The sequence below is a fragment of the Actinomadura sp. 9N407 genome, from assembly GCF_044326315.1.
In the GTDB taxonomy this organism is placed as follows: domain Bacteria; phylum Actinomycetota; class Actinomycetes; order Streptosporangiales; family Streptosporangiaceae; genus Spirillospora.
The window spans coordinates 44,341-61,309 of the sequence record NZ_JBIRAW010000001.1 but is presented as its reverse complement, the minus strand read 5'-3'; the positions used below and the strand labels follow the sequence as shown (position 1 = coordinate 61,309).

Sequence of the window (16,969 nt, the reverse complement as noted above, 5' to 3'; positions counted from 1 at the left end):
GCTCCCCGCAGGGAAGACGGCCGGATGTCCACGAAAAGGCAAGTGTGCCGTTTCGTCACGTTTGCGGCATTTATTGGGTGGTCCCGGCCACAAACCGCCGCGCCGAATCTCCGGTTTCCGCTGCCCGAATCGAAGGATCGCTGGTCACGGCCATGGTGCTCGAAATACCGCGACCGGCTCGATCCCGCCCCACTACGGTGAGCGTTCCGGCGGGAGCGGGTCGTACGGGACGTTCGGAATGGGCCGTACGGACCGGGCGTCGGAGCCTGAACTGCCGGTATGGGGCCGCCGGCCGCGAGCCGAAGAGGGAGACCGCATGGAGATCAGCGCGCAGGAGGTGGCGGGTTTCCTGGCCCGCATGCTCGGCGAGGGGCACGGCCTGGCCGTGAATCTGGAGGGAGCGGTGGTCCATCTCCCGGAGTCGAAACTGAGCATCGCCGTGGACACGCCCGACCCGCAGCACCACGGAAAGAGCATCCGGCTGCCGATCGGTGTCAACCATCCGAGTTGGGGCGAGCCGTTCGCCTGGGACCAGGCGGTCGGTATCGCCGTGAACGAGCGCCATCCGGCCGCCGAGGCGCTCGACGGCTGGCTGCACAACGTCTTCCCGGTCTTCGCCGCGATGGCGATGCCCGGGGGCGATCTGGCCGGCCGCGCGTCGGCGTTCACGATCGCCAGCGGGGAGCGCACCGCCGACGTGTTCTACGGGCCGCTGGCGATCCGCGACTTCGGCGGCCTGGCGGACGGGGTCCGGCACGCCGCCGCCGACCGGCCGACGACGATGGTCGTGATCGAGGAGCTGTTCACCGGCTACACGCTTCCCGACAGCCCGGTGTGGGCGTACACGTACTGCGCCCGGATGCCGGACGGCCCCATCGCCGAGGTGACGCTGCTCAACGGCGACAGCAGCGAATCGTTCGGGCACATCGCGGATCATCTGCCTTGGAACGGGCATGGATCGGTCAAGTCTTGGGCGCTGGTCGTCCCGCGCTCCTGACCGGTGCGCGCGGACGGTGCTCCCGGGCCCGCGCTGGTTAACGTCACCCTGACAGAATGGCCTAACTCAGGTTTTTCTGGGCAAGTGATCGCTAACGCCGTTCAGGAGGCTGGTCGCTGGTGTCGCAGGTGAGTGAGTTCGTGGTCGTGGCCAACCGGCTTCCGGTCGACCGGGTGCCGGGAACGGCCAACGGCGGGACGAACGGCGAAGGGGCCGCCTGGCGGCGCAGCCCGGGCGGGCTGGTCAGCGCCATCGCGCCGGTCATGCGCCGCCGCGAGGGCACGTGGGTCGGATGGCATGGTGCCCCCGACGAGGTCCTCGAACCGTTCGAGACCGACGGGATGAAGCTCGTCCCGGTGCCCCAGTCCTCGGAGGACGTCGAGCTCTATTACGAGGGCTTCTCCAACGCCACCCTCTGGCCGCTCTACCACGACGTGGTGGCGCCGCCTGTCTACAGCCGGGAGATGTGGGACGCCTACGTCAAGGTGAACGAGCGGTTCGCCCAGGCCGCGGCCAAGGTCGCGGCCAAGGGCGCCATCGTGTGGATCCAGGACTACCAGCTCCAGCTCGTCCCGTCGATGCTGCGCCGGTTGCGGCCCGACGTGCGGATCGGCTTCTTCCTGCACATCCCGTTCCCGCCGCTGGAGCTGTTCTGGCAGCTGCCCTGGCGCCGCCGCATCCTGGAGGGCCTGCTGGGCGCCGACCTGGTCGGTTTCCAGCTGCCCGGCGCGGCCAACAACTTCGTCCGGCTGTGCCGGCGGCTGCTGGACGCCCGCTACAACAAGCAGGACCTCTTCTGGGAGGACCGCGTCGTCCGCGCGCGCTCGTTCCCCATCTCCGTGGACGTCGGCGAGCTGGAGGACCTCGTCGCGCAGCCCCACGTACAGGAACGGGTCGACGAGATCCGCAACGACGTCGGCGGCGCGACCATCCTGCTGGGCGTGGACCGGCTCGACTACACCAAGGGCATCACCCAGCGCCTGGAGGCGTTCGGCGAGCTGTTCAGGGACGGCCATCTCAAGCCGGGGCAGGCGGCGTTCATCCAGATCGCCACGCCCAGCCGCGAACGGGTCGAGCAGTACCAGTTGCTGCGCGACCAGATCGAGCAGCAGGTCGGCCGGATCAACGGCGAGTACGGCGAGATCGGCTACCCCGTCGTCAACTACATGCACACCTCGCACACCCGGGACGAGCTCGCCGCGCTCTACCTCGCCGCGGACGTCATGGTCGTGACGCCGCTGCGGGACGGCATGAACCTGGTCGCCAAGGAGTACGTGGCGTGCCGGGCCGACCTGCGCGGCGCCCTGGTGCTCAGCGAGTTCGCAGGCGCCGCCGCCGAGCTGCGCCGCGCCTACCAGGTCAACCCGTACGACATCGACGGCCTCAAGGAGACGCTCCTCGCGGCCATGCACGCCGAGCCCGCCGAGCAGGCCCGCCGGATGCGGGCGATGCGCAAGCGCGTCATCGAGCACGACGTCGACCGCTGGGCCCGCGAGTTCCTGAGCTCACTGGAGCAGCAGGCCTAACCGTGGAGTCACGGTCACGGTGCTCGTCTGGCGGCTCGCACCGTGACCGTCCTGTGTTGAGACAGGCCTGAGGTAGGTCTAGATACCGGAGTGCAGGTCGAAGGCCGCCCAGACGGCCTTGCCGCCGGTGGCCAGCGGTGCCCAGCCCCAGGCGTCGCTGACGGCGCCGACCACCAGCAGGCCGCGGCCGCCCTCGCCGAACCGGCCGGGGTCGGGTGCGGCCTGCTCGGGGTCGCGGTCGCCGGGGTCGGTCACGGTCACGATCAGGCGCCGCGGGTGGCCGAGCAGCACCAGCTGGATCGGTCCCGCGGGCAGCGGCCGGGGGAGTCCGCTCAGGCCGTGCTGCAGCGCGTTGGTCACCAGTTCGGAGACGGCGACGAGCACGTCGTCGGCCGAGTCCTCGGCCAGGCCCCACTCGCGCAGCGTGGCGAGCGTGAACGCGCGCGCCTGCTTCGGCGACGTGTTCTCGGGCGGGAGGACGCGGCGGGTCGTGCGCGGCGTGCCGGCCGGCGGCGCGGGCCACAGCCCGGCCAATCCGGGTACGGCGGCGGGGGCGGCCATGGGCGAGTCGGCCGCGGCGTGCGCGCCGCCCTGCGGGCGGGCGTCCGGCCAGGACGGGTGATCCGGCGTGAGATGCCGGCGCGGGTGCCGCCGGCCGCTGGGGACGGCCGGGGCCGCCACGTCGTCTGCCTGGTCAACGATCATTGTCAAACCCCAGAGGCGTGCGGGTCGGTACGGGGGCGGGCGTTCGCTATCTTGCTCCCCATGCCGTGCAGATGCAAGACCGTCTGCATGAACGAATGCAAGAACGAATGCACGTGCATCTCGTACCATGACGTTGGGGTGGGGCGAGATCGCGGCCTCCCGAGAGGGGGGCGAGTACGCCTAGAGGGGGCAGAAAGATGGACGGTGCCGAGCTGTCGGACGCCCGCCGGATCGACCTCGCCTGGCTGAAGAGCCGGCGGAGCAATCCGAGCGGCAACTGCGTCGAGATGGCCGAGCTCCCGACCGGAGAGATCGCGGTGCGCAACTCGCGGTACCCGGATGGCCCGGTCCTGATCTACACGCGAGAGGAGGTCGAGGCCTTCGTCGGCGGCGCCAAGGACGGTGACTTCGATCACATGCTGGTCTGACCACGTCCCCAAACCGAATCCCATTCCATATCGGCGTTCCGCCCGGTAGCGTGCGGTTTCATGCATCTGGGGCTGATCGCTGAACGGACCCCCGGCAAGCCCGCCGTGATCATGGCGGGCTCCGGGCGGGTCATCACCTACCGAGAGTTGAACGAGGAGTCGAACCGGCTCGCGCAGTTGCTCCACGCGGAGGGACTGCGCCCGGGCGACCACATCGCGTTCATGCTGGAGAACCACCCGCTGTTCCTGGCCGTCGCCTGGGCCGCCCAGCGGTCGGGCCTCTACTACACCGCCATCAGCTCGCGGCTGCAGGCCGACGAGCTCGCCTACATCGTCGACAACTGCGAGGCCAAGGTCTTCATCGCCAGCGAGGCCGTCACCGGTCCCGCCCAGGCCATCACCGACAAGACCCCGAACGTGGGCCTGCGCCTCATGCTCGACGGCACCGCACCGGGCTTCCGCTCGTACGAGCAGGAGGTGTCCGGCCACCCGGTGACGCCGATCGAGAACGAGTGCGAGGGCATGGACATGCTCTACTCCTCGGGCACCACGGGCCGGCCCAAGGGGATCAAGCTCGGCCTCTCACTCGCGCCGATGGGCGAGCCGAACACGCTGTTCCAGCTGATCTCGTTCCTCTTCCAGCCCGACGGGGACTCGGTCTACCTCTCGCCGGCGCCGCTCTACCACGCGGCCCCGCTGCGCTACTCCATGAACTTCCAGCGGTTCGGCGCCACCATCGTCGTGATGGAGAAGTTCGACCCGGAGAGCGCCCTCGCGGCGATCGAGAAGTACGGCGTCACCCACAGCCAGTGGGTCCCCACCATGTTCATCCGGATGCTGAAGCTGGCCGAGGAGACGCGGACCAGGTACGACCTGTCGTCCCTGCGCTACGCCGTGCACGCCGCCGCGCCCTGCCCCGTCCCGGTCAAGGAGCAGATCATCGACTGGTGGGGCCCGGTCCTGCACGAGTACTACGCCGGTACCGAGGGCAACTGCTTCATCTACACCAACTCCGAGGACTGGCTGGCCCACAAGGGCACCGTCGGACGGCCCCTGCTGGGCAAGATCCACGTCTGCGACGAGGACGGCAACGAGCTTCCGCCCGGGCAGCCCGGAACGCTCTACTTCGGCGAGGGACCCGAGTTCGAGTACCACGGCGACGAGGCCAAGACCAAGGCGGCCCGCGACCCCTGGGGCCACGGCTGGACCACGCTCGGCGACGTCGGCTACGTGGACGGGGAGGGCTTCCTCTACCTCACCGACCGCCGCTCGTACATGATCATCAGCGGCGGCGTGAACATCTACCCCCAGGAGGCCGAGAACGTCCTGGCCGTCCACCCCAAGGTCGCCGACGTCGCCGTCTTCGGCGTCCCCGACCCCGAGATGGGCGAGGCCGTCAAAGCCGTCGTACAGCCCCTCTCAGCCGCCGACGCGGGCCCCGAGCTGGAGGCCGAGCTCATCGCGTACTGCCGCGAGAACCTGGCCCACTACAAGTGCCCCCGTACGGTCGACTTCCGCGACGAACTGCCCCGCCACCCCACGGGCAAGCTCTACAAGCGCCTGCTCAAGGACGAGTACTGGAAGAACCAGAACGACTCCCTGGCGTCCTCCTAGACGGTGTTTCAAAGTCCCGGTCACGGTGCTCGCCTGGCGGCTCGCACCGTGACCGGTTCTTGTGCGAGCGCGAGCCCTGTCGGCTTACGCTGCGGGGATGAGCGCAGCTGAGAATTCCCCCGATCGCGGCCGTCGCCCCGAGGACCTGATCCGCACCGATGTCCCGCATTCCGCGCGCATTTACAACTACTGGCTCGGCGGCAAGGACCACTTCGACATCGACCGCGCGATCGGCGAGCAGGTCATCGCGGCCGAACCCGAGATGATCGCGATGATGCGCGACAACCGGGCCTTTCTCGGCCGCGCCGTCGACCATCTGGTGCGCGATCGCGGCATCCGCCAGTTCCTGGACATCGGCTCCGGCCTCCCGACGGCCGACAACACCCACGAGGTCGCGCAGAGAGCCGCCCCCGAGTCCCGCATCGTGTACGTCGACAACGACCCGATCGTGCTCGTGCACGCTCGTGACCTGCTCGCCGGCACTCCCGAGGGCGCTACCGACTACATCGACGGGGACCTGCGCGAACCTCGCAAGATCCTCGCCGCCGCGGCCGGGACGCTCGACTTCAGCCGGCCCGTCGCGATCATCCTGCTCGGCACTCTGGCCCACATCGCCGAGGACGGCGACGCCCGGGCCGTCATCGAGACACTGATGGACGCCACCTGCCCGGGCAGTCACCTCGTGATATCCGTCAATACCAACGTCATCAATCCAGCGGGCATGGAAGGTGCGGCCGCCGCCTATAACCAGGCGTTCGGAAACCCTCCCATCTACCTGCACACGCCCGAACGGCTCGCGGCATTCTTCGCCGGTATGGAAATGGTCGACCCCGGTGTGGTGTCGGTGGCCCGGTGGAAGCCCGTCCAGGCCGAATCGCCGTTCGGCGGCGAGCCCCCGGAGAGGGACCTGTTCGTGGGCGTCGCACGCAAGCCCTGATCGCGGCGGCGAGGAAAGGACCGGGGAAGGCGTCGCCTTCCCCGGTCCTTCCGTGCCCTCGGGGAACGGGACGGGATCGGCCCTGGTAGCACCCGAACCGCCGACGATCAAGACATTGACTGATCGTTGATCGCGATTCACGCTGGGCACAGCCGACCGGCCGGTGGCTGCCCGCCCTTCCTCCCCGATGACCTCCCCGCACAACTGGAGACCGGATGCTGCCGCGGCGCACCACCTGCTTGCTGGCCGCCGTGCTGACCTCCGCCGCCCTCGTCGTCGCGCCTGTGCGCTCCGACGCGTTCGGCGTAGGCGGTACGGTCACGCGCACAGCCCAGGGCAAGACGATCCCCGCCCCCAAGGACTACTTCGGCTTCGCGATGGGAACGACCGGCCGGCTGGCCGGGTTCGACAAGATCAAGCAGTACTTCAGCCTGGTGGCCGGCCGTTCCGACCGGGTCGACTACCAGGTGGTCGACCAGACCACGCTGGGCAACGACTACCCCGCGCTGTTCGTCAGCGCCCCGAAGAACCTGCGGAACCTCCGGCAGATCATGCGGGACAACCAGCGGCTCGCCGACCCTCGCGTCTCCGAGCAGGAGGCGCGGCGGCTGTCGGAGCGCAGCAAGCCCGTCTACCTGATCGAGGGCACGCTGCACTCGACCGAGGTCGGCAACACCCAGGCGCTGGTGGACATCGTGCACCGGTTCGCGACCGAGAAGTCGCCCTACACCGACACCGTTCTGGAGAACGCGGTCCTGCTGGTGATCCCGTCGGGCAACCCCGACGGCCAGCACCTGGTGGTGGACCACTTCAACAAGACCGCGGGCACCCCGTACAAGCGGGTCTACCCGGACCTCTACCACAAGTACGTCGGGCACGATAACAACCGCGACTGGTTCATGTTCACCCAGCGCGAGACGCGGACCCGGGTCCGGTTGGAGCAGACGTACCGGCCGGTCGCCGGGCACTACATGCACCAGGCCGGGACGGGCGGGCCGCGACTGTGGACGCCGCCGTACGACGAGCCGCTCGGGAGCGGCGTCGACCCGATCACCATCCAGTCGGCCAACACCCAGGGGCAGGTGGCGGCCCGCGCGCTGACCGCCGAGAACAAGAAGGGCGTCGGCTCCGACGACGCGTACGGCATCTTCTGGAACGCCGACGTCATGGGCTACTCGACGTTCATCGGCACCTCGCTGTTCCTGACCGAGATCGCCTCGGCCAAGGACCTGGCGTACCCGCACACCAGCGCCGACGGCAAGCCGCTGGGCCCGCAGAACAAGACGATCCGGATGCTGCAGCCCTACGACAAGAACAGCTGGACGCTGGAGCAGATCGTCGCCTACGCCAAGACGGGCGCGTACGCGGGCATCGAGAACATCGCCAAGAACCCGGAGTCGTGGCTGTACAACAACCTCTACCAGGTGGCCCGCAACGGGGCCCGGCTGCCGGACGTGGAGCCCGGGACGCCCGAGGCGTACGTGATCCCGGCCGGGCAGCGCGACCCGTACGCCGTGTACGAGCTGCTGAAGATCCTGGAGTTCGGACGGGTCGAGATCGACCAGGCCAGGTCGGCGTTCACGGCGGGCGGCAAGAGCTATCCGGCCGGGTCGTACGTGCTGCGGACCCGCCAGCCGCTTGGCCGCTGGATCCACCAGCTGCTGCAGAAGGACGTCTATCCGGAGAAGGCGGCGCGCAAGTGCGCGGACTGCCCGCTGATCATGCCGTACAGCGAGACGACCGACAACGTCGCGCTGCTGCTGGGCGTGGACGCCGAGCCGGTCGAGAAGGCCTTCTCGGTCCCGCTGCAGCGCGTACAGCGCGTCGCCCCGCAGCAGGTGCGGATGCCCGCCGTGCCGCGCGGCGCGTACCTGGTCGCCCCCGAGTCGTACGGCGTCGCGCACGTGCTGGCCCGGCTGCAGAAGGCCGGCGTGCCGGTCTTCCGCGCGGGCGAGAAGTTCTCGGCGGCAGGGCGGACGTTCGCGCCGGGCACGGTGGTCGTCCCGCCGACGCCCGCCGCGCGCCGGACATTGCAGGAGGTCTCGGCCGCCACCGGGCTCCCGGTGTACGGCTCGAACGAGGCACCCGAGGTGGAAGGGTTCCGCCTCAAGCCGGGCACCCGCGTCGGCCTTATCCGGGGGGCGAACAACATGCCCGGCGGCTGGATGACCTGGATGCTCGACCAGTACGGCGTGAACTACAAGGTCGTCGGCGCCGACGACTACGCCGACCTGGCCGGCCGCTACGACACGATCGTGCTGGCCGACGGCGTCTCCAAGGACACCATCGTCAAGGGCCTGGACCCGGCCGAGCACCCGCCCGAGTTCGCCTGGGCGCGCGGCGTCGGCGACAAGGGCTGGGACGCGCTCGGCGACTTCGTCTCGGACGGCGGCAGCCTGGTCGCGCTCGGCAGCGGTTCGGAGACCGCGCGGGAGCTGCTGGACCTGCCGGTGGACAACGCCGCGCCCACCGACCGGTCGAAGTTCAATGCTCCAGGGGCATTGCTGCGCGCCACCTACAAGCCGGACGTGCCCGCCGCGTGGGGCATGCCGGAGCAGTGGCCGGTCTGGTTCAACCGCGACGCCGCGTACCGGATCACGGGTGCGGCGACCGCGGCGTCCACCTATCCCAGTGACGGCGACCTGCTGGCCAGCGGGTACGCGCACGGCACCGAGTCGCTGCACGGCCTGGCCAACGTGGTGGCCTTCGAGGTCGGCAAGGGCCAGGCCACCCTCGCGGGCAGCGAGATCACGTTCCGGACCTGGCCCCGGGTGACCTGGCCGATCGTGATCAACTCCATCTACCACGGCCCGTCCGAGAAGACCCGCCCGCCCGGCCGCTGACCCTCACCGGCCGCTGACCCTCACCCGACGACGAACGCCCCGGCCCATAAGGGCCGGGGCGTTCAGAGTGTGACGCCGATCAGTGCATCTGCATGGGGACGTCGACCGGCAGGGTGTCGGGCCTCCTGCGCGGCAGCATCAGTGCCGGCAGGAACGCCAGCACCAGCAGTACCAGCGACGACCAGTAGGTCGTCTGGAAGGCGTCCGCCATCTTGCTCATGATCTCCGCCATGATGTGCGGCGGGACCTCGGCGCCACCGGCGGAGGGCTCGGCGCCCAGACCACCGCTCGTGTCGAGGCCCTCAGCGCGCAGCTGCGTGGCCAGCAGGACCGCGATGAACGCGGTGCCGATGGAGCCGGCGACCTGCTGGATGATGTTCAGCGCGGTGCTGGCCCGCGGCACCTCGTCGTGCTGGAGCGTCTGCATCGCCGCCGACATGGTGGGCATCATCGTCATGCCCATGCCGAGACCCATCACGAACAGGGCCATGCCCAGCGTCCAGTACGAGGCGTCGGGGGTCAGCTGGGACGCGAAGCCCGCCACGCCCAGGACGACCAGTGCCAGTCCGACCAGGACGACCTTGCCCGGGCCCAGCTTGTCGGTCAGCTTGCCGCCGATCGGCATGGTGACCATCGCGCCGAGGCCCTGCGGTGCCAGCAGCAGGCCCGCGGCGAACGCGGACTCGCCCCGTACCGTCTGGTAGTAGAGCGGCAGGATCAGCATCGCGCCGAAGAACGCGCAGGCGAACAGCACCATGGTGCCGGAGGCGGCCGCGACCGAGCGGCGCTTGAACAGCCGCAGGTCGATCAGCGGGTTGGTGTTGCCCTCGCGGAGCGCGTGCACCGCGAACCCGATCACCAGCAGCCCGCCGCCGATCGCCGTGACCAGCACGTCGGGGCGCGTGAAGTCGTTCTTCTCGGCACCGGTGGCCAGGCCGTAGATCAGCATCGCCAGGCCGGGGGACAGCAGCAGCAGCCCGAGGACGTCCAGCCGCTCGGCCTTGCGCGGCTTGTCCTTCTTCAGGATCTTGAAGGCCAGGAACAGCGCCACCGCGCCGATCGGCACGTTGATGTAGAAGATCCAGCGCCAGGAGACGTCGTCCACCAGCCAGCCGCCCAGGATCGGGCCCATGATCGGGCCGAGCAGCATCGGGATGCCGACGATGCTCATCACCTGGCCGACCCGCTGCGGCCCGGCCGCCTGGGTCAGGATCGTCATGCCGGCGGGCATGATCATGCCGCCGCCCAGGCCCTGCAGGACCCGGAAGGCGATCAGCGACTCCGCGCTCCACGCCATCCCGGCCAGCGCCGATCCGGCGACGAACAGGATGATGGAGATGATGTAGAGGCGCTTGGTGCCGAACCGGGCCGAGGCCCACCCCGTCACCGGGATGACGGTGGCCAGCGCGAGGGTGTAGCCGGTCGCCACCCACTGGATCGTGGACAGCGGGGCGTTGAAGTCCTCGGTGAGGTGCTTGAGCGCGACATTGACGACCGTCACGTCCAGAATGGACATGATGGCGCCGAGCACCACGACCATGGCCACGGCGATGACGCCGCGGTCGAGCCCTCCGCCTGAGTCCGCGGCCTTCGGGCCGTCCGCCGCCTTAGGAGACGCGGGAGCGGTCAACTGAGTCTTCCAATCGTTCAGGGCCCGGGCATGCGCGCATGCGGGCATGGTCGAAGAGGGCTGGGGTACCGCAGCAAATTACTGCAGCGACTGACACTTTCGCGAACCATTAAACTTCGCGAGATCGCGGAGTATTCCGTCCGGGTAGGACAGACTCGCCCCGTCTCACCTGGACGTGCACGCCGGCCCTGTGACCTGCACCGGGCCGGCGACCGATCGAGTGTGACGTAGCTGACACCACGCCCCGTGCGTCCCTGGAGGTCGTCATCGCAACCAGCGAGCCGCTCGCGGCGGCGCCGTGATCGCCGGTACCGACGCCCAGGCGATCGTGGACGAGATCATGCGGCGGCTGGGCCGGAACGTCAACCTGATGGACGGCCGGGGCGTGATCATCGCCAGCGGCGACCGGGACCGGGTCGGCGAGGTGCACGACGGCGCGGCGCGGGTGCTGCGCAGCGGTGTCCCGCTCGCGGTCACCGGCGCCGAGGCCCGGGAGATGCGCGGTACCCGCGCCGGGGTCAACCTGCCGGTCCGGATCGGCGCGGAGATCGCCGGTGTGGTGGGGGTGAGCGGGGAGCCGGCCGAGGTCGGCGACCTGGCCGGCGCGGTGGCCCTGATGACCGAACTGATGATCACGCAGCAGGCGATGCGGGCCGAGGCAGAGTGGCGGGCCCGTACCCGCGACCAGATCATCGCCGACCTGCTCGCCGGCCGCCTCACCGCGGCGCAGTGGCGCCAGCGCCTGCGGCTGGTCGGTACCCGCCCCGCCGCCCCTTTCGCCTTGTACGCGCTGCGCCCGGGGCTCGACGTCCCCGCCGACGCGATGGGGGCCGCCGAACTGCTCTACCGGCGGCTGGGAAGCGGCGAGGAGCAGGTGCTGGCGGCGGTCGACGTCACCGGGACCCTGTGGGCCGTCGCCGGGGCGGCGGCACCCGCGTCGCTGCGGGGACGGCTGCAGGAGATGCGCCGGGAACGGAAGGGGGCGTGCCTCCTGGACGCGGGGACCGCCGCCGACTTCGGCGCCCTGCTGGAGAACGTACGGCGCGGCCGGCTCGCGCTCCGGCGGCGGACGCTGCCGTCCGAGACGACGCTGCGCGACCAGGAGACGAGCGTCCTGCTCGCGGAGCTTCCCGACGAGGTGGGCGGGGCCGCCGGTGAGCGGATCCTCGGCGCGCTGCCCGCCGACCTGCGCCGCACCCTGTGGGCCTACTTCACGCACGACCGGCACGTCGTCCAGGCCGCGCGGGAGCTGAACGTGCACCGCAACACCCTGGTCTACCGGCTCGGCCGGATCGCCGACCTGACCGGGCGCGATCCGCGCGTGTTCGCCGACGCGGTCGCGCTCCAGGCCGCGCTGTACCTGGCGGATCTCGGCTGATCCGCCACCGCCGTTTCCCTGGCCGGACGGTTGGCGCCGCGCACAAAACGGCGGGGCTTTCCCGGCCTGACTTTGGTCGTACGGCCGGTGCCCGCGCAGCCCGCCGCTCTTAGGGTCTGTTCAAACCCGCAGTGACCAGCAAAAACCGGAGGGGGATGCCGTGCACGTCGTCGTCGCGCCCGACTCGTTCAAGGGCGGCCTCAGCGCGTCCGCCGTGTGCGCGGCCGTGGAATCCGGTGTCCGCCGCGCCGTGCCCGGAGCGGTGGTGACCGCGGTGCCGATGGCCGACGGCGGTGAGGGCACCGTGGACTGCTTCCTGAGCGCCCGCAGCGGCCGGGAGATCGTCCGTACCGTCCCCGGCCCGCTGGGACGGCCGGTCGAGGCCCGGTACGCGATCGCCGGCGACGGGCGGTCGGCGGTGGTGGAGCTGGCGGCGGCGTCCGGGCTGCCGCTGCTGGCCGAGCACGAGCGGGCCCCGATGCGGGCCGATACCGCCGGGACCGGCGAGCTGATCGCCGACGCCATCGCGCGCGGCGCCCGCGACGTCCTGGTCTGCCTCGGCGGCAGCGCCACCACCGACGGCGGGACGGGCCTGCTGCGCGCCCTGGGCGTACGGTTCACCGGCGCGGACGGCGCGGAGCTGCCACCGGGAGGCGCCGCGCTCGCCGGGCTGGCCGCGATCGACGACTCCGGCGTCCCGGACGCCGTACGGCAGACCCGGTTCCGCGTCGCGTGCGACGTCACCAACCCGTTCGTCGGTTCGTCCGGCGCGGCGGCGGTGTTCGGGCCGCAGAAGGGCGCGACGCCCGCGCAGGTCAGCGAGTTGGACGCCGCACTGGTACGGTTCGCCGACGCTCTGGCGGACCGCTACGGCGTCCGGGTCCATGACCTGCCCGGCGCCGGGGCGGCCGGTGGCACCTGCGGGGGACTGGTCGCCGTCCTGGGCGCCGAGCCCACCCGCGGCGCCGAACTGGTCGCCGAGATGGTCGGGCTCCCCGCCGCGCTGGAGTCGGCCGACCTGGTGATCACCGGCGAGGGCCGGCTGGACGCCCAGAGCGCGGGCGGCAAGGTCGTCTCCGTGGTCGCCGAACTCGCCCACGGGCGCGGCCTGCCGGTGGTGGCGCTCGCCGGTTCCATCGCCGGGCCGCTGGACGACCTGCACGCCCTCGGGCTGACCGCCGCGTTCAGCCTCGCCGACGGCCCCCGCACGCTCGACGAGCTCATCGGCTCGGCGGGCCCCCTGCTGGCCGGCCTCGCCGACCAGGTCGTCCGGCTGCGGACGGCCTGATCACGGCTCTGCTCAACGGTGCGCGCCGCCCCCGGGCCCGCGCACGCCCCACCCCCTGTGAAGCACGTCTAGGAGTCCCATGGAAACGTCCGGCCCCTTCCTGATGCTCGCGCTCGCCGCGAGCATCGGCCTGATCATTCTGCTGAGCGGCCGGTACAAGCTGCATCCGTTCCTGGCGATCATCTTCGCGACGTTCGCCTTCGGGCTGGCGGCGATGGGGATCGGCGCCGCCGCCGGCTCGGACAAGCCGTACGTCGACGACCTCGGCGGCACGGTCGCCGACGGGTTCGGGTCGATCCTGATGAGCATCGGCCTGGTGATCATCTTCGGCACGATCATCGGGAAGGTGCTGGAGCGCACCGGCGCCGCCGTCACGCTGGCCGAGGCGGTCCTGAAGGTCCTCGGCAAGCGGCATCCGGCGATCGCGATGTCGCTGATGGGCTGGGTCGTGTCGATCCCGGTGTTCTGCGACTCGGGCTACGTGGTGCTGTCACCGCTCCAGCGTTCGATCGCCCGCAAGACCGGCAAGAACCCCGTCGTCCTCGGCGCCGCGCTGGCCACCGGCCTGTACGCCTCGCACACGTTCATCCCGCCGACGCCCGGCCCGATCGCCGCCGCCGGAAACGTCGGGATCGGCGCGGACGGCCTGATCTGGGTCATCCTGTTCGGCATCCCGGTCTCCCTGGTCGCGACCGTCGCCGGCCTCGCCTGGGCGCTGCGCCGGACCCCGAACCTGAAGAGCGCGCTGCCGGAGGCCGAGCAGACGTTCGAGGAGTACAAGGCGCAGTTCGACCGCATCCCCGGCCTCGGCCGCGCGGTGGCGCCGATCCTCGTGCCGATCCTGCTGATGGCGATCGGGTCGATCGCCGCGTTCCCGTCCGGTGACAGCACCCTCGTCGACGGATGGCTCGGCGACGTCCTGACCGACCTCGGCACGCCCGTGAACGCGCTCCTGCTCGGCGTGGTGCTCGCCCTGGCCCTGCTGCCCAAGCGCCTGGACGCCGAAGTACTGACCAAGTGGGTGGGCGAGGGCCTGGCGGACTCCGCCATCATCCTGGTGATCACCGGCGCGGGCGGCGCGTTCGGCGCGGTGATCAAGTCGACGCCCATCGCCGACTACATCAAGACCCTGATCGGCGACGGCTCCGCGGTCGCCGGCCCGCTCGCGCTGCTGGTGCTGTTCGCGCTGGCCGCGCTGCTGAAGACCGCGCAGGGCAGCTCCACCGCCGCGATGATCATCACCTCGACGCTGGCGCAGCCGCTGCTGCCCGCGCTCGGCCTGGACACGATGCTCGGCGAGATCCCGATCGGCCAGGTCCTGGCGGTCATGGCGATCGGCGCCGGCGCCATGGTGGTCAGCCACGTCAACGACTCCTACTTCTGGGTCGTCACGCAGTTCTCCGGCATGAGCGTCTCCACGGCCTACCGCGCCCAGACCGCGGCGACCCTGGTGCAGGGCGTCTCGGCGATGACGTTCGTCCTCGTCCTGGGCGTGATCCTGGTCTGACCGGCCGCCGGGTCAGGTGGGCGGGAGGCCGAGGGCGCGCGCGATCAGCATGCGCTGGACCTCCGAGGTGCCCTCGCCCACCTCCAGGATCTTGGCGTCGCGGTAGAAGCGGCCCACCGGGTACTCGTTCATGAAGCCGTAGCCGCCGAAGATCTGGGTCGCCTCGCGGGCGTTGTCCATGGCGGCGTTGGACGCGGCCAGCTTGGCGATCGCGGCCTCCTTCTTGAACGGCTTGCCGGCCAGCAGCCGCGCGGCGGCGTCGTAGTAGGCCAGCCGGGCGGTGTGGGCGCGCAGCTCCATGTCGGCGATCTTGAACTGGATCGCCTGGTAGCGGCCGATCTCCTTGCCGAACGCCTCGCGCTCGCGCACGTACCGCAGGCACTCGTCCACGCAGCCCTGGGCGAGCCCGACGGAGACGGCGGCGATCGCGATGCGGCCCTCGTCCAGGATCTGCAGGAACTGGGCGTAGCCGCGGCCCCGCTCGCCGACGAGGTTCCCCGCCGGTACGCGGACGTCGTCGAACGAGAGCTCACGGGTGTCGGACGCGGCCCAGCCGACCTTGGAGTACTTGCGGCCGACGGTGAAGCCCGGGGTGCCGTTCGGGACGATGATCGTGGAGATCTCGCGCTCACCGGTGAAGGCCGTGACGGTCACGAACGCGGTGATGTCGGTGCCGCTGTTGGTGATGAACGACTTGGAGCCGTTGATGACCCAGTGGTCACCGTCCAGCCGCGCCGTGGAGCGCATCCCGCCGGGCACGTCGGAGCCGCCGCCCGGCTCGGTGAGCCCGAACGCCGCGAGGTTCTGCCCGGACGTGAGCCGGGGCAGCCATTCGGCCTTCTGCGCCTCGGTGCCGAAGCGGTAGATGGGCATCGCGCCCAGGGACACGCCGGCCTCCAGGGTGATGGACACCGAGGAGTCGACCCGCGCGAGTTCCTCCAGGGCGAGGCAGAGGGCGAAGTAGTCGCCGCCCATCCCGCCGTGCTCCTCGGGGAACGGCAGCCCGAACAGCCCCATCTTCCCCATCGCCGCGACGATCTCGTACGGGAACTCCTCCCGCTCGTACAGATCGCCGATCACCGGCGCCACGGTCTCGCGAGCGAACCGCTCGACGGTGGCCCGCAGCTCCTCCTGCTCGTCCGTGAGAGTGAAGTCGATCATCAGGACTCCTGTTCATGGTCGCGCCTTCGGCGCTCCCGTTACTTCGACAGTGCTTGGACGACGCGGGAGGGGCTGGGGCGGCCGAGGCGGTCGGCCATCCAGCGGCTGGTGGCGGTGAGCTTGGCGAGGTCGACACCGGTGTCGATGCCGAGGCCGTGCAGCATCCACACCAGGTCCTCGGTGGCGAGGTTGCCGGTGGCGCTCTCGGCGTACGGGCAGCCGCCGATGCCGCCCGCCGAGGCGTCGACGGTGGTGATCCCGGCGCGCAGGGCGGCGAGGGTGTTGGACAGGGCCTGGCCGTAGGTGTCGTGGAAGTGGACGGCGAGCCGCTCGGTGCCGATCCCGGCGCCGGCGAGGGCCGAGATCAGCGCCGTGACCTGGCCGGGCGTGCCGACGCCGATGGTGTCGCCGAGGCTGAGCTGGGAGCAGCCGAGGTCCATCAGCCGGGTCGCGACCGAGACGACCTGCTCGATCGGGACGTCGCCCTCCCACGGGTCGCCGAACGCCATCGAGACGTACGCGCGGACCCACAGGCCCTCGGAACGGGCGCGTTCCACGACCGGGGCGAACATCGCCAGCGATTCCTCGACGGTCCGGTTGAGGTTGCGGCGGGCGAACGACTCGGTGGCGCTGCCGAAGACGGCGATCTCGGTGATGCCGTTGTCCAGGGCACGGGTGAGGCCGCGCTCGTTCGGTACGAGCACGGGGTAGCGCAGGTCGGGCGAGCGCGGCAGGACGTCGAGGAGCTGCTCGGCGTCGGCGAGCTGCGGTACCCACTTGGGGTGGACGAAGCTGGTGGTCTCGATGGTGCGCAGGCCCGCCTCGGCCAGGCGCACGACGAATTCGGCCTTGTCGGCGACCGGGACGATCGCCTTCTCGTTCTGCAGCCCGTCGCGCGGCCCGACCTCGTAGATCGTGACCCGCTCGGGCAGCCCCTCCAGTGGAACCCGCATCG

Annotated in this window: 13 protein-coding genes; 9 read left to right on the top strand and 4 right to left on the bottom strand. The window is 70.7% G+C overall.

What is annotated here, in order from left to right:
• The first annotated feature begins 316 nt into the window (after positions 1-316).
• Positions 317-997: a DUF6348 family protein gene (locus tag ACH34Q_RS00260; RefSeq protein ID WP_395980599.1), complete on the top strand. Its 681-nt coding sequence runs from the start codon at positions 317-319 to the stop codon at positions 995-997.
• A 119-nt stretch (positions 998-1,116) separates the two neighbouring features.
• Positions 1,117-2,523, top strand: coding sequence for a trehalose-6-phosphate synthase (locus ACH34Q_RS00255; RefSeq protein ID WP_395980598.1), 1,407 nt, complete (start codon positions 1,117-1,119; stop codon positions 2,521-2,523).
• 78 nt (positions 2,524-2,601) lie between these two features.
• Here the strand turns inward: ACH34Q_RS00255 and ACH34Q_RS00250 are convergent, their stop codons facing one another.
• A complete protein-coding gene (locus ACH34Q_RS00250) occupies positions 2,602-3,228 on the bottom strand; it encodes an ATP-binding protein (RefSeq protein ID WP_395980597.1) in 627 nt (208 codons plus the stop codon).
• Positions 3,229-3,425: 197 nt separating this feature from the next.
• Here ACH34Q_RS00250 and ACH34Q_RS00245 point away from each other — a divergent pair, with 197 nt between their 5' ends.
• From ACH34Q_RS00245 to ACH34Q_RS00230, 4 genes are all read left to right on the top strand, one after another.
• Positions 3,426-3,656, top strand: a complete 231-nt coding sequence (locus ACH34Q_RS00245; RefSeq protein ID WP_395980596.1) for a DUF397 domain-containing protein — start codon at positions 3,426-3,428, stop codon at positions 3,654-3,656.
• A 60-nt stretch (positions 3,657-3,716) separates the two neighbouring features.
• Positions 3,717-5,270: an acyl-CoA synthetase gene (locus ACH34Q_RS00240; protein ID WP_395980595.1), complete on the top strand. Its 1,554-nt coding sequence runs from the start codon at positions 3,717-3,719 to the stop codon at positions 5,268-5,270.
• Between the two features lie 97 nt (positions 5,271-5,367).
• A complete protein-coding gene (locus ACH34Q_RS00235) occupies positions 5,368-6,207 on the top strand; it encodes an SAM-dependent methyltransferase (RefSeq protein ID WP_395980594.1) in 840 nt (279 codons plus the stop codon).
• A 215-nt stretch (positions 6,208-6,422) separates the two neighbouring features.
• Positions 6,423-9,050, top strand: coding sequence for a M14 family zinc carboxypeptidase (locus ACH34Q_RS00230; RefSeq protein WP_395980593.1), 2,628 nt, complete (start codon positions 6,423-6,425; stop codon positions 9,048-9,050).
• A gap of 79 nt (positions 9,051-9,129) precedes the next feature.
• On the opposite strand, the gene ACH34Q_RS00225 is transcribed toward ACH34Q_RS00230, so the two are convergent.
• Complete coding sequence (locus tag ACH34Q_RS00225) at positions 9,130-10,680, bottom strand: DHA2 family efflux MFS transporter permease subunit (protein ID WP_395980592.1); 1,551 nt, start codon at positions 10,678-10,680, stop codon at positions 9,130-9,132.
• Positions 10,681-10,978: 298 nt separating this feature from the next.
• On the opposite strand from ACH34Q_RS00225, the gene ACH34Q_RS00220 reads away from it, so the two are divergent.
• From ACH34Q_RS00220 to ACH34Q_RS00210, 3 genes are all read left to right on the top strand, one after another.
• The gene (locus ACH34Q_RS00220; RefSeq protein WP_395980591.1) at positions 10,979-12,058 is read left to right on the top strand and encodes a CdaR family transcriptional regulator; all 1,080 of its coding nucleotides are present in this window, start codon (positions 10,979-10,981) and stop codon (positions 12,056-12,058) included.
• Positions 12,059-12,218: 160 nt separating this feature from the next.
• Positions 12,219-13,346, top strand: coding sequence for a glycerate kinase (locus ACH34Q_RS00215; protein WP_395980590.1), 1,128 nt, complete (start codon positions 12,219-12,221; stop codon positions 13,344-13,346).
• A gap of 79 nt (positions 13,347-13,425) precedes the next feature.
• Positions 13,426-14,853, top strand: coding sequence for a GntP family permease (locus ACH34Q_RS00210; RefSeq protein WP_395980589.1), 1,428 nt, complete (start codon positions 13,426-13,428; stop codon positions 14,851-14,853).
• 12 nt (positions 14,854-14,865) lie between these two features.
• On the opposite strand, the gene ACH34Q_RS00205 is transcribed toward ACH34Q_RS00210, so the two are convergent.
• Together ACH34Q_RS00205 and ACH34Q_RS00200 are read right to left on the bottom strand one after the other, a co-directional pair.
• On the bottom strand, positions 14,866-16,014 hold the full coding sequence (locus ACH34Q_RS00205) for an acyl-CoA dehydrogenase family protein (RefSeq protein ID WP_395980588.1): 1,149 nt from the start codon (positions 16,012-16,014) through the stop codon (positions 14,866-14,868).
• Between the two features lie 38 nt (positions 16,015-16,052).
• Positions 16,053-16,967 (bottom strand): hydroxymethylglutaryl-CoA lyase, encoded by a 915-nt coding sequence (locus ACH34Q_RS00200; RefSeq protein WP_395980587.1) that lies wholly within the window; start codon positions 16,965-16,967, stop codon positions 16,053-16,055.
• Positions 16,968-16,969 lie beyond the last annotated feature (2 nt).

Coding starts and splice junctions, on each gene's coding strand:
- ACH34Q_RS00205 (WP_395980588.1), bottom strand. CDS start 16,014: ATGATCGACTTCACTCTCACGGACGAGCAGGAGGAGCTGCGGGCCACC.
- ACH34Q_RS00210 (WP_395980589.1), top strand. CDS start 13,426: ATGGAAACGTCCGGCCCCTTCCTGATGCTCGCGCTCGCCGCGAGCATC.
- ACH34Q_RS00235 (WP_395980594.1), top strand. CDS start 5,368: ATGAGCGCAGCTGAGAATTCCCCCGATCGCGGCCGTCGCCCCGAGGAC.
- ACH34Q_RS00200 (WP_395980587.1), bottom strand. CDS start 16,967: ATGCGGGTTCCACTGGAGGGGCTGCCCGAGCGGGTCACGATCTACGAG.
- ACH34Q_RS00240 (WP_395980595.1), top strand. CDS start 3,717: ATGCATCTGGGGCTGATCGCTGAACGGACCCCCGGCAAGCCCGCCGTG.
- ACH34Q_RS00245 (WP_395980596.1), top strand. CDS start 3,426: ATGGACGGTGCCGAGCTGTCGGACGCCCGCCGGATCGACCTCGCCTGG.
- ACH34Q_RS00260 (WP_395980599.1), top strand. CDS start 317: ATGGAGATCAGCGCGCAGGAGGTGGCGGGTTTCCTGGCCCGCATGCTC.
- ACH34Q_RS00250 (WP_395980597.1), bottom strand. CDS start 3,228: ATGATCGTTGACCAGGCAGACGACGTGGCGGCCCCGGCCGTCCCCAGC.
- ACH34Q_RS00230 (WP_395980593.1), top strand. CDS start 6,423: ATGCTGCCGCGGCGCACCACCTGCTTGCTGGCCGCCGTGCTGACCTCC.